11 protein-coding genes and 1 riboswitch are annotated in these 12,798 nt (G+C 64.8%); of the genes, 7 read left to right on the top strand and 4 right to left on the bottom strand.

Translation table 11 applies throughout. The features are described from left to right. Nucleotides 1-124: 124 nt before the first annotated feature. Nucleotides 125-955 (bottom strand): GNAT family N-acetyltransferase, encoded by an 831-nt coding sequence (locus IP86_RS10160; RefSeq protein WP_054162403.1) that lies wholly within the window; start codon nt 953-955, stop codon nt 125-127. Between the two features lies 1 nt (nt 956). Next, nucleotides 957-3,626, bottom strand: coding sequence for an alanine--tRNA ligase (gene alaS, locus IP86_RS10155; protein WP_054162402.1), 2,670 nt, complete (start codon nt 3,624-3,626; stop codon nt 957-959). Between the two features lie 250 nt (nt 3,627-3,876). Further along, nucleotides 3,877-3,983: riboswitch (glycine riboswitch) on the top strand. A 134-nt stretch (nt 3,984-4,117) separates the two neighbouring features. On the opposite strand from alaS, the gene gcvT reads away from it, so the two are divergent. From gcvT to gcvP, 3 genes are all read left to right on the top strand, one after another. Further along, on the top strand, nt 4,118-5,266 hold the full coding sequence (gcvT, locus tag IP86_RS10150) for a glycine cleavage system aminomethyltransferase GcvT (RefSeq protein WP_054162401.1): 1,149 nt from the start codon (nt 4,118-4,120) through the stop codon (nt 5,264-5,266). A gap of 9 nt (nt 5,267-5,275) precedes the next feature. Then, nucleotides 5,276-5,641, top strand: a complete 366-nt coding sequence (gcvH, locus tag IP86_RS10145; protein WP_054162400.1) for a glycine cleavage system protein GcvH — start codon at nt 5,276-5,278, stop codon at nt 5,639-5,641. A gap of 137 nt (nt 5,642-5,778) precedes the next feature. Next, nucleotides 5,779-8,673, top strand: a complete 2,895-nt coding sequence (gene gcvP / locus IP86_RS10140; RefSeq protein WP_054162399.1) for an aminomethyl-transferring glycine dehydrogenase — start codon at nt 5,779-5,781, stop codon at nt 8,671-8,673. 346 nt (nt 8,674-9,019) lie between these two features. Here the strand turns inward: gcvP and recA are convergent, their stop codons facing one another. Next, nucleotides 9,020-10,114 (bottom strand): recombinase RecA, encoded by a 1,095-nt coding sequence (gene recA, locus IP86_RS10135; RefSeq protein WP_054162398.1) that lies wholly within the window; start codon nt 10,112-10,114, stop codon nt 9,020-9,022. Between the two features lie 263 nt (nt 10,115-10,377). Between recA and IP86_RS29595 the strand changes: the two genes are divergently transcribed. Next, nucleotides 10,378-10,512 carry a hypothetical protein gene (locus IP86_RS29595; RefSeq protein ID WP_283804775.1) on the top strand — a complete coding sequence of 45 codons (135 nt, stop codon included), beginning with the start codon at nt 10,378-10,380 and terminating at the stop codon, nt 10,510-10,512. Nucleotides 10,513-10,550: 38 nt separating this feature from the next. Here the strand turns inward: IP86_RS29595 and IP86_RS10130 are convergent, their stop codons facing one another. After that, nucleotides 10,551-11,600, bottom strand: a complete 1,050-nt coding sequence (locus IP86_RS10130) for a P63C domain-containing protein (RefSeq protein ID WP_156332457.1) — start codon at nt 11,598-11,600, stop codon at nt 10,551-10,553. A 37-nt stretch (nt 11,601-11,637) separates the two neighbouring features. Between IP86_RS10130 and IP86_RS28625 the strand changes: the two genes are divergently transcribed. From IP86_RS28625 to IP86_RS10120, 3 genes are all read left to right on the top strand, one after another. Continuing rightward, complete coding sequence (locus IP86_RS28625) at nt 11,638-11,961, top strand: PIN domain-containing protein (RefSeq protein ID WP_156332456.1); 324 nt, start codon at nt 11,638-11,640, stop codon at nt 11,959-11,961. A gap of 277 nt (nt 11,962-12,238) precedes the next feature. Next, entirely contained in the window at nt 12,239-12,487 is a 249-nt protein-coding gene (locus IP86_RS10125; RefSeq protein ID WP_054162396.1) for a hypothetical protein, read from the top strand. Nucleotides 12,488-12,506: 19 nt separating this feature from the next. Beyond that, nucleotides 12,507-12,788: a hypothetical protein gene (locus IP86_RS10120; RefSeq protein ID WP_245290584.1), complete on the top strand. Its 282-nt coding sequence runs from the start codon at nt 12,507-12,509 to the stop codon at nt 12,786-12,788. Nucleotides 12,789-12,798: the final 10 nt, after the last annotated feature.

Below are 12,798 nucleotides of genomic sequence, written 5' to 3'. Positions count from 1 at the left end.
TTCCGGACGCCGCGCAGCGGCGATCCGGAATCTCGCAGGTGTTGAGCAGGTCTTCGTCACAACCTCGAGATTCCGGGTTCACGCAGCTTCGCTGCGTGCCCCGGAATGACCCGGGGAGAGGTTGTTAGTTGGAAGCGCGGCGGTAGTGGTAGCGGTAGAGTTCCTGGTCGAAGCCGAGGCTGGCGTAGAGGGCGCGGCCGGCGGTGTTGTCGGCGACGACTTGCAGGCAGGAGGCTTTGGCGCCGTGGCTAACGGCCCAAGCGAACAGTGCATGCATCAGGCGGCGGCCGAGACCTTGCCCGCGCAACGCTTCGTCGACCACGACCGACTCGATCACCAGCAGGTCGCCGTGCAGCACGCCATAGGCGGTGGCGACGATGCGGCCGTCTTTGCGAAGCGCGGCGAAGCCGGTCGGCAAGGCAATCGCGGCGACCACCCGGGCATACACCGCCGCATGCGACGGCGTCTGTGCCTGCAGCCGCGCGATCGCGGCGAGCCAGTCAGCATCGGCGCGCGGGACGATGGTGATGTCGGGCGCGGCAACGGATGGATCAGCTGCAGGCTTACCTCGATCAGACGCATCGACGGCGCGCGCAGCCGCCGCGGACGCATGCTCGACGAACCGCTCGCCGCCGAAATCCCGCAGCAGCGTGCAGGTCTCGCCTTCGCGGCCGAAACCGTGCTGATCGAGTTCGCGCTCGATCTGCGCGGCGCCGGCGAGCAGCGTCGGCACGCGCACGATCAGCGGCTGGCCGTGGTGTCGATACAGCGCCGCGAAACTATCAAGGTGCTCGGCAATCGACGTGGCGCGGTCGTGCAGCGGGTTGACCGAGTTGGCGCGGCGGGAGACGCCCTCTCCGAATCGCAGCAGCCAGTCGCCGCGCATCGCGCTCCGCAGCGCCGGCCAGGCATCGAGGCAGGCCTGTTCGACCCGCCACGCCACTGTGTCGTTCATGCTATCCGCCGATCGCGGCGGCGATCGCTTCCAGCGCGGCGTCGGCCTTGCTGCCGTCGGGGCCGCCGGCCTGCGCCATGTCGGGCTTGCCGCCGCCGCCCTTGCCGCCGAGCACTTCGGACGCCTTGCGCACCAGATCGACCGCGGAGAACCGCGCGACCAGGTCGGGCGTGACGCCGACCACGACCGAGCCTTTGCCGTCCTCGCTCTTGGCGATCAGCGCGATCACGCCGGAGCCGATCTGCTTCTTGCCCTGATCGACCAGGCTCTTGAGATCCTTGATCTCGATGCCCTCGACCGAGCGCGCCATCAGCTTGACGCCGCCGATGTCGCGCACGTCGCTGCCGCCGCCACCGGCCGCAGCGCCGCCGCCCATCGCCAGCTTCTTGCGCGCCTCGGCAAGTTCGCGCTCGAGCTTCTTGCGCTCCTGCACGATCGCGCTGGCGCGCGAGGTGACGTCGCCCAGCGAGGCATTCAGCTCGGCCGAGACGACGCGCAGATCGTTGCGCAGATTGTTCAGCGCCTGCCGCGCCTGCTTGCCGGTCAGCGCCTCGATGCGGCGGACGCCGGAGGCGACCGCGCTTTCGCCGGTGATCGACACCAACCCGATATCGCCGGTGCGCTTCACATGGGTGCCGCCGCAGAGTTCGACCGACCAGCCGAGCGCGTTGCTCCCATGCTCGCGCGCAGCCTTGCCCATCGACACGACACGGACCTCGTCGCCGTATTTCTCGCCGAACAGCGCGCGGGCGCCGGCCTCGCGGGCGTCGTCGACCGCCATCAGCCGGGTCACGACTTCGTCGTTCTCCAGCACGATGTCGTTGGCGATGTCCTCGACCTGGCGCAGCTCGTCCGGCGTGATCGGCTTCTGGTGCACGAAGTCGAAGCGCAGCCGGTCGGGCGCCACCATCGAGCCCTTCTGCGCGATGTGATCGCCGAGCACCTGCCGCAGCGCCTCGTGCAGCAGATGCGTCGCCGAGTGATTGGCGCGGATCGCCGAACGGCGGGCGTGATCGACCTCGAGCGCCAGAGCGTCGCCGAGCGCAATCGCGCCCTGCTCGACCGTGCCGAAATGCACGAACAGATCGCCGGCCTTCTTCAGCGTATCGGTGACGACGAAGCGCACGCCATCGGCGATCAGCACGCCGGTGTCACCGACCTGGCCGCCGGACTCGGCGTAGAACGGCGTCTGGTTGAGCACGATTGCTCCCTGATCACCGGCCTTGAGCGCGTCGACCTCGTTGCCGTCCTTGACCAGTGCGGTGACGACGCCCTCGGCCGTCTCGGTATCGTAGCCGAGGAATTCGGTGGCGCCGTGCTTGTCGCGCAGGCCGAACCACACCGCCTCGGTCGCCGCCTCGCCGCTGCCCGCCCACGACGCGCGCGCCTTGGCGCGCTGACGGTCCATCGCGTCTGTGAAGGACGCGATATCGACATTGATGCCGCGGTTGCGCAGCGCATCCTGGGTCAGGTCGAGCGGGAAGCCATAGGTGTCGTACAGCGTGAACGCGGTCTCGCCGTCGAACATGTCACCCTTCTTCAGGGTCGCGCTCTTTTCGTCGAGGATCGACAGGCCGCGCTCCAGCGTCTTGCGGAAGCGCGTTTCTTCGAGCCGCATCGTCTCTTCGATCATCGCCTCGGCGCGCACCAGCTCGGGATAGGCCTGGCCCATCTCGCGCACCAGCGCCCACACGAGCCGCCACATCAGCGGCTCCTTGGCGCCGAGCAGCTGGGCGTGGCGCATCGCGCGGCGCATGATCCGGCGCAGCACGTAGCCGCGGCCTTCGTTCGACGGCAGCACGCCGTCCGCGATCAGGAACGACGACGAGCGCAGATGATCGGCGATGACGCGGAACGACGCCGCATCGTCGCCGCTCGGACCGCGGCCGAGCGCCGACGACGTCGCATCGATCAGATTGCGGAACAGGTCGGTCTCGAACACGCTGTCGACCCCCTGCAGGATCGACGCCATGCGCTCGAGGCCCATGCCGGTGTCGATCGACGGACGCGGCAGCGGCACGCGCTCGTCCTTCGTCACCTGGTCGTACTGCATGAACACCAGGTTCCAGAATTCGAGGAAGCGGTCGCCGTCCTCGTCCGGCGAGCCGGGCGGGCCGCCGAAAATATGCTCGCCGCGATCGATGAAGATCTCCGAGCACGGGCCGCACGGACCGGTGTCGCCCATCGCCCAGAAATTATCACTCGTCGGGATGCGGATGATGCGATCGTCGGAGAAGCCGGCGATCTTCTTCCAGTAACCCGCCGCCTCGTCGTCGGTGTGGTACACGGTAACGAGCAGCTTGTCCTTCTTCAGGCCGAAATCCTTGGTGATCAGATTCCAAGCGAGCTCGATCGCGCGTTCCTTGAAGTAATCGCCGAACGAGAAGTTGCCGAGCATTTCGAAGAAGGTCAGGTGCCGGGCGGTGTAGCCGACATTGTCGAGGTCGTTGTGCTTGCCGCCGGCGCGGACGCATTTCTGCGAGGTGGTGGCGCGCTGATACGGGCGCTTCTCCAGACCGGTGAAGACGTTCTTGAACTGCACCATGCCCGCATTGGTGAACATGAGCGTCGGGTCGTTGCGCGGCACCAGCGGCGACGACGAGACGGCCTCGTGGCCGTTCTTGGCGAAGTAGTTCAGAAACGCAGACCTGATTTCGTTAACGCCGCTCATGTTCGTCCAATCACCCGGAATACCCGCGAAATGCCCGCCGGACCCACCGTTCCGGAGTTCAGCCTTTTAGACGCGGGGCCGCCCTCTGTCCAGAAAGTGGGCACTGATTCAATTGTTTGCCACCCGCCCCGGGGACTGACCTGCGGACTGACCTCGGTGCCACCTGGGGCGGTTGCGAACAGCCGTTGATAGCTCGCTGCACTGCGTTGACAGCCTTGCTGCGGCCGTGTTTGTGTCCTACCTGTTGAGACTAAGTCGCGTCGGGAGAGATCGGCCCAATCCTTCAGTGAAGGGAGGGCCGGCGCCGAAGGAGCAACCGCCCCGGAAACTCTCAGGCAAACGGACCGCGCGACTTGATGACATCTGGAAAGAGACCTTGCCGGGTACACCCCGGGGCGGGTCCGCCGACGGGATAATGCTCTCAGGCACAGCGACAGATGGGGCTCGAATGGTGACGAGAAATCGGTCTCGGGAACCGTGGGAGCCTGGAAATGCTGGCCCGTGAAGATACGGCTGCCTTGAAACGAACCCCGCTGCACGCGCTGCATCTGGCGCGCGGCGGAAAGATGGTGCCGTTCGCCGGCTACGACATGCCGGTGCAATACGCGCCCGGCGTCCTCAAAGAACATCTCCACACCCGCGCCGCCGCCGGCCTGTTCGACGTCTCGCATATGGGGCAGATCGAGCTGCGGGCGAAGTCCGGCCAGCTCCAAGACGCCGCGCACGCGCTGGAAAGACTGGTGCCGCAGGACATTGCGGCGCTCGCCCCCGGCCGCCAGCGCTACGCGCAGTTCACCAATGAATCCGGCGGCATCCTCGACGATCTGATGGTCACCAATCTGGGCGACCGGCTGTTCCTGGTGGTCAACGCCGCTTGCAAGACCGAGGACGAGGCGCATCTGCGGGCGCATCTGTCGGACGTTTGCGACATCACCGCCCTCCCCGAGCGCGCGCTGCTGGCGCTGCAGGGCCCGAAGGCCGAGAGCGTGCTGGCGAAATTCTGTGCAGATGTCGCCAAGCTGAAGTTTATGGATGTGGCGGAGCTGACTGTGGCCGGCCTGCCTTGCATCGTGTCGCGCTCCGGCTACACCGGCGAGGACGGGTTTGAGATCTCGGTGCCGGCGGACGGCGCCGAAGGGTTCGCCGAGCAGCTGCTGGCCGATCCGGACGTGCTGCCGATCGGGCTCGGCGCCCGCGACAGCCTGCGGCTCGAAGCCGGGCTCTGCCTCTACGGCCACGACATCGACACTGCGACGACGCCGGTCGAAGGCGCGCTGATCTGGTCGATCCAGAAAAGCCGGCGCAGCGGCGGCGCCCGCCCGGGCGGCTTCTTCGGTGATTCGGTGATCCTGCAGCAGCTCGACGGCGGCACGTCGCGCACCCGCGTCGGCCTGCGGCCCGAGGGCCGCGCCCCGGTGCGCGAAGGTGCGCCGCTGTTCGCCAGCGCCGACTCGGCCGAACCGATCGGCAGCGTCACCTCCGGCGGCTTCGGCCCGAGCCTGAACGCCCCGGTGGCGATGGGCTACCTGACGCGACCGCACGCCGGCCTCGACACCCAGGTTTTCGCCGAGGTGCGCGGCCAGCGCCTGCCGCTGCGCGTCGCCGCCATGCCGTTCGTTCCGAACACCTACAAGCGCTGAGGACCCCGCATGACCACGCTCTACACCTCCGATCACGAATGGCTGAAGATCGAAGGCGACGTCGCTACCATCGGCATCACCAACTACGCGCAGGAACAGCTCGGCGACGTGGTGTTCGTCGAACTGCCGAAGGTCGGCCGCAGCGTCAAGAAAGCGGAGGCCGCCGCGGTGGTCGAGTCGGTCAAGGCGGCCTCGGACGTCTACGCGCCGATCTCCGGCGAAGTGCTCGAGGTCAACGAGACGCTCGGCACCGAGCCGGCATTGGTGAATTCGGACGCCGACGGCGCCGCGTGGTTCTTCAAGCTGAAGATCGCCGACAAGAGCGAACTCGACGGCCTGATGGACGCCGCCGCCTACAAGGCCCACACGGCCTGAGTTGTTGCTGACTATTCCTCGTCATTGCGAGCGAAGCGAAGCAATCCAGCGACCCGAGCATTGCGCCTCTGGATTGCTTCGTCGCTTCGCTCCTCGCAATGACGGCGTGAGCATCTTTTTTGGATCAGGAGCCTCGCATGCCGCATCGCCGACCGATCGACGCCGCCAATGACTTCGTGCGCCGGCATATCGGGCCCTCGCCGCAGGATATCGGCGAGATGCTGTCCACGGTCGGCGCCGGTAGCCTCGAGCAGCTGATGGCCGAGACGCTGCCGTTTGCGATCCGCAACAAGGAGCCGCTGGCGCTCGGCGCACCGCTGTCGGAGACCGAGGCGCTGGCGCATATGAGCGAGCTGGCGGCGCAGAACCAAGTATTCACCTCACTGATCGGCCAAGGCTATTCGGGCACGATCCTGCCGACCGTGATCCAGCGCAATATCCTGGAGAATCCCGCCTGGTACACGGCCTACACGCCGTATCAGCCGGAGATCAGCCAGGGCCGGCTGGAAGCGCTGTTCAACTTCCAGACCATGATCTGCGATCTCACCGGGCTCGACGTCGCCAACGCCTCGCTGCTCGACGAGGCCACCGCCGCTGCCGAAGCGATGGCGCTGGCGGAGCGCGCTTCGGCAGCGAAGTCGAAAACCTTCTTCGTCGATCGCGACACCCATCCGCAGACGCTGGCGGTGCTGCGAACCCGCGCCGAGCCGCTCGGCTGGACCATCCTGGTCGGCGATCCGGAGACCGATCTGGACGCCGCCGAAGTATTCGGTGCGCTGCTGCAATATCCGGGCTCCTCTGGCGCGCTGCGCGATCCTCGCGCCGTCATCGCCAGGCTGCACGAAAAGGGTGCGCTCGCCGTGATGGCCGCCGATCTCTTGGCGCTGACCCTGATTACGCCGCCGGGCGAACTTGGCGCCGATATCGCAATCGGCTCGGCGCAGCGGTTCGGCGTGCCGATGGGCTATGGCGGCCCCCACGCCGCCTACATGTCGGCCCGCGACAGCCTGAAACGCAGCCTGCCCGGGCGCATCGTCGGCCTGTCGATCGACAGCCACGGCCAGCCCGCTTATCGGCTGGCGCTGCAGACCCGCGAGCAGCACATCCGCCGCGAGAAGGCGACCTCCAACATCTGCACCGCGCAGGTGCTGCTGGCGGTGATCGCCGCGATGTACGCGGTGTATCACGGTCCCGACGGGCTCGCCGCGATCGCCCGACGCGTCCACCGCCGCACCGCGACGCTGGCAGCCGGCCTGAAACAGCTCGGCTTTGCGCCGGCGAACGACACCTATTTCGACACGCTGACCATCGAGGTCGGCGACCAGCGCGACGCCATCGTGGCGCGCGCCGAGGCCGAGAGGATCAACCTGCGGATCAACCCGACGTCGCTCGGCATCGCGCTTGATGAGACCACGACGCCGGCGACTATCGAGGCGCTGTGGCGCGCGTTCGGCGGCTCGCTCGGCTATGCGGACATCGAGCGTGACGCGTCCGATACGCTGCCGGAAGCGCTGAAGCGCACCAGCGATTTCATGACGCAGGCCGCGTTCCAGGACTATCGCTCGGAGACCGAGCTGTTGCGCTACATGCGCAAGCTGAGCGACCGCGATCTCGCGCTCGACCGCGCGATGATCCCGCTCGGCTCCTGCACCATGAAGCTCAACGCCACCACCGAGATGATGCCGCTGACCTGGCCGGCATTCGGCAGCCTGCATCCGTTCGTGCCGCGCGCGCAGGCGGAAGGCTATCACGCGATGTTCGCGCGGCTCGAAGCCTGGCTGGCCGAGATCACCGGCTATGACGCGGTGTCGCTGCAGCCGAATTCTGGCGCGCAGGGCGAATATGCCGGGCTGCTGGCGATCCGCGGCTATCATTTGTCGCGCGGTGAGCCGCATCGCAAGATCTGCCTGATCCCCTCCTCGGCGCACGGCACCAATCCGGCGTCGGCCGCAATGGTCGGGATGGATGTGGTGGTGGTCGCCTGCAACAGCCACGGCGACGTCGACGTCGAGGACCTGCGCGCCAAGGCCGAAGCTCATTCGGCCAATCTCGCCGCAGTGATGATCACCTACCCGTCGACGCATGGCGTGTTCGAGGAGCACATCCGCGAGATCTGCGACATCGTCCACCAGCATGGCGGCCAGGTGTATCTCGACGGCGCCAATCTCAACGCCCAGGTCGGCCTCGCCCGGCCCGGCGCCTATGGCGCCGACGTCAGCCACCTCAATCTGCACAAGACCTTCTGCATTCCGCACGGCGGCGGCGGCCCGGGCATGGGGCCGATCGGCGTCAAGGCGCATCTGGCGCCGTTCCTGCCCGGTCATCCGGCCGAAGGCGAGCCGACGAGCGGCGTGCTGCACGGCGGCGGCACGGTGTCCGCCGCGCCGTACGGCTCGGCGTCGATCCTGACGATCTCCTACATCTACATCCTGATGATGGGCGGCGCCGGGCTGCAGCGCGCCACCGAGATCGCGATCCTCAACGCCAACTACATCGCCGACCGGCTGCAGCCGCACTTCCCGGTGCTGTATCGCAACCTGCGCGGCCGCGTCGCGCACGAATGCATCGTCGATCCGCGGCCGCTGAAGACGACCAGCGGCGTCACCGTCGACGACATCGCCAAGCGGCTGATCGACTACGGCTTCCACGCCCCGACCATGAGCTTCCCGGTCCCCGGCACGCTGATGATCGAGCCGACCGAATCGGAATCCAAGGCCGAGATCGACCGGTTCTGCGACGCCATGATCGCGATCCGCCGCGAGATCGCGCAGGTCGAGGAAGGCCGTTTCAAGATCGAACAATCGCCGCTGCGCCATGCGCCGCATACCGTGCACGACGTCACCTCGGCGGAGTGGACCCGGCCCTATCCGCGGACCGAAGGCTGCTTCCCGGCGCCGCATTCGCGGACCGACAAATACTGGAGCCCGGTCGGCCGCGTCGACAACGTCTATGGTGACCGCAACCTGGTGTGCTCCTGCCCACCGATCGAAGACTACGCCCTGGCGGCGGACTACGCGCGGGCGGCGGAGTAAACGGGGACAAGCGGCCGTCGAACGGCGCAGTGGCCGCGTGCGGAAAGGCCATGAGATCATCAAACAGCCGCCAGCGGAGTAGCTTTGGCGGGACGCAACCAAGGTGGTCATCACCCGCGCATGCTGGTGATCCAGTATCGCAGAGCGCTTAACGTGACGCGTAACGTCAACGCGCGTCTGCGTCGCGTGATAAAGCAGTGAGCGCGCTGGAATACTGGGTCGCCCGCTTTCGCGGGCGATGACGGCCGTCGGTTAAGGCACGGCATGCACACCAACTCGCACGCTGGAAACGACATCGCCCGCTTGCGCGGGCGATCATGGCCACGTGTCGGGGCGCAGCCTCGTTTTATTCGTCGACCGGCTCCTCGCCCTCGGCGTCGTTTTCGGGCGAGCCGGCGAGGATCTGTTCGGCGATCAGGCCGGAATTCTGCCGGATCGCCGCTTCGATCTTGGCGGTGAGATCCGGATTGGCCTTGAGGAACGCCTTGGCGTTCTCACGCCCCTGACCGAGCCGCTGGCTGTCGTGCGAGAACCACGCACCGGACTTCTCGACGATGCCGGCCTTGACGCCGAGGTCGAGAATTTCGCCCATCTTGGACACGCCCTCGCCGTACATGATGTCGAATTCGACCTGCTTGAACGGCGGCGCCAGCTTGTTCTTCACCACCTTGACGCGGGTCTGGTTGCCGACGACCTCGTCGCGCTCCTTGATCTGACCGATGCGGCGGATGTCGAGGCGGACGGAGGCGTAGAACTTCAGCGCATTGCCGCCCGTGGTGGTTTCCGGCGAGCCGTACATCACACCGATCTTCATGCGGATCTGGTTGATGAAGATCACCATGGTGTTCGACTTGTTGATCGAGGCGGTGAGCTTGCGCAGCGCCTGGCTCATCAGCCGGGCCTGCAGGCCGGGCAGCGCGTCGCCCATCTCGCCTTCGAGCTCGGCGCGCGGCACCAGCGCCGCCACCGAGTCGATGATCAGCACGTCGATGGCACCGGAGCGCACCAGCGTATCGGCGATCTCGAGCGCCTGCTCGCCATGGTCCGGCTGGGAAATCAGCAGTTCGTCGACATTGACGCCGAGCTTGCGGGCATACACCGGGTCGAGCGCGTGCTCGGCGTCGACGAAGGCGCAGATGCCGCCCTTCTTCTGCGCCTCGGCGACGCAATGCAGCGCCAGCGTGGTCTTACCCGAGGATTCCGGCCCGTAGATCTCGACGATGCGCCCTTTCGGCAGGCCGCCGACGCCGAGCGCGATATCCAGCCCCAGCGAGCCGGACGAGATCGTCTCGATGTCCATCGAGCGATCGTTCTTGCCGAGCTTCATCACCGAGCCCTTGCCGAACTGGCGCTCGATCTGAGACAGCGCGGCGGACAGCGCCTTGGATTTGTCCATGGAAGAACCTTCGACGATACGCAGGGCAGTGGGGGCGGAAGCCATGTGATGCTCCTTATGAACGGGATTCGCCGGGGGGACAAACCGCGAGGTCCGATGATCGATAGATGCAATGTACGCTATTTGTTCTCTGTTCGCAATATGTTCTTTTTGGGCGACAGGCACTGTCCGTATTTGACCCAGAGTGTCCTAAGATGGATTGTGGCGTGTCCTATTTACTGGGGTCCCTCCAAAATTGGCTCACCGAGTGTAAGCAAGAATCGGGTATTAGAAGCTTCGTCCCTAAGTCCGGATGATAGGAGCGCAGAATGGAGACCGACGAGGAATTCTGGCTGCGAATGGCGAACACTTTTGGCTTACCGTCACAGGCCGAAGCCGCGCGTATTCGCAGGATCGATCTGGAGCGCACCCTGGATAAAATTCTACGCAAGCGCAAACCGTGATCTGAAAGAGGCCGCCTTAGTTGGCGGCCTCTTTCTTTTCAATTGTCCACGAAGTTGGGCGGCGGCGGAAGACCAGGAGGCGCGTAATCCTCCGGGAACGGCAGCAAGAAATTCTTACCCCACTGCGGAAACTCTCGATCAAGCCGATCCATGAACACTTTCCAATGCGGAGAGTATTTCATCAGCATCAAAACCGCGCTCATGTGTTCACGAAGTTTCGGATGCCCAACATCCTCGGTTAAGCGCTGGAATAGCTTGTTTTTGTATGAGCCGCTTGGGGTCTTGGGGGTGAGGCGTTTCAATTCTTCCCAGACCCCGGGTGCGAGCCTTTTGTAAATGATGTTATTTGTCCAATGCCCTATCACGCCCGGCCGACCGGCATTCTCGGTGTAGGACCAACCATTGAGCCGATATATCTGTTTGTAGAACTCCGCCGGGAATGTCTTGACCCACGGTCTCAACTCCTTTGCAACAAACTTTTCCAGAATCTTTGCGAGCGCATCTCGCTGACGAAAATCTTGATAGCCTGTTGCTTCATCGACGAGCGCGATGATTCCAACAGTCGCAAAACCGTGCTGGAGGATCGCCGCGCGCGTAGCAAGATGCTCTCGATACTTGCCGAGCTTTCCTTTCTGATGGGCATCTATCAGCACCGCGCAGATATCGGGCAAGATCGTTGCTTCGAAGCCATCAGCAGGCGGGCCACCATGCGGCGGAGTAAACCGAATTGGCGAATCCACGCGCGCGATTAAGCCCCTGATATCTATACCCTTTATTGCTAAACTGACCATCAAATCAACGATTTTGCGCTCGCCGCTCCTACCACCACCGGGTGAGAGGCCAATGCCGGCATACAGCCCCCGGAGTGCCAAGACGCGCGTACCGTCAGCCAGCACGTAACAAGGGATTTCAATGCTGCCTATTTTTAGGGGGCGGTCTGCCGCCCCATATTTTGCGAGCAGAGGTTGCTTCCCCTCTCCCCAGCGAGCTTTTGCCGCTTGCCGCGCAATCTCGGCACGTCGTTCTGGCGGCAAAATCTGTGCTCGCGCGAGAGCGGCCTTGACTTTATCAGCAGATTTCTTTGCCACGGGGGGGCTCCTATGCTTGCAGAATTAAGATTAATGCTTGCACAAAAATGTGCAAGCATTAATCTTAATTCTGCAAGCATGGTCATCGACACACAGAAACAACAACGCCCCTCCGGCCTTTCGGCTGGCGGGGCGTTTTTGTGTGCGGAAGCAGGATGCGATCGACAACCTTTTCGATCGCGCGATCAGCATCAGCGCCGACAGCGATCACGTTCCGGCCGTCCGCCGGGTTCGCTTCCGGCTTCCAGCTAAACAAATCTTCGCAGGAACGCCTTCAGGCCGCCGAGGACACGCACGAGAGCTCTTAAACGTCTGTAATCCGGGACAAACATTACCGCAGGTCGGCTTGCTCGGCATCTGATGCCCGCCACCATCATGGATGCGAGCGGCAAGACACTTGCGACTAGACCGCAGAGCTATGCCCCCCCGCCGGGGTGGGTTCCTCCTACTTAATTGTCCTAAGTTCCCTTTGCGCGTGTCCTAACTAGGACAGCACCGGGCGACATCCTTTGTGGCCGACCTCGCGATGTCTGCCCTGCCCACGGCAAGCCGCGATTAATGCGTGAAACCCGGGGCGAATCGGCTCGTAATTGATCGGGGACAATGCCGGGAGTCTGGGACAGTGCACCTTTAGTCGAATGTGGCATCCGATCGGCACAGAGAATTTCGATGTGCGGCTGGAGTTGGCCGTGATCGTCGACGGCCGCGTGGAATGGCGGATGGAACCGTGTCGCCGGGTGATCGGCGGATGGGTGCATTGCGAGACCCACGAGTTCGTGCCGCGGCGGCCGACGCATTGGCGGATCTCGGAGGCCCCCTCCCGGCTCGGCAGCGCTCCGCTCCCCGACATCGGCGGTTCGGCGGCAACCCCTCACCCCGAGCCTTGAGCGCGGAGCTGTTCACCGTTTGTCAACCGTCGCCGCGCAGAACTACGGGATGACCATGCAGCTCGCTCCGACCAAGCCGCCGGACAAGATCCGGGTGCTGTGTACCAAGTGCCGCGTGCCGTTCCGCGAGAAGATCAGGAACGTCCGCGAAGGCGTCCAGGTGCAGTGCCCGAACTGCAACAAGCTGATCACCTTCTCGACCGACTCCGCCGACCCCGGCGTGCAGCGGGCTTTCACCGAAGCCCGGCGGATCAAGAACGGCATGATGCTGTCGATTCATCGGGGCGACGCGACGAGCTGAGCTCGCGGGC

Origin of the sequence: Rhodopseudomonas sp. AAP120 (assembly GCF_001295845.1) — a bacterium.
GTDB lineage: Bacteria > Pseudomonadota > Alphaproteobacteria > Rhizobiales > Xanthobacteraceae > Rhodopseudomonas.
The sequence above is the reverse complement of the archived record's forward strand: the minus strand, read 5'-3'. Positions and strand labels throughout refer to the sequence as shown.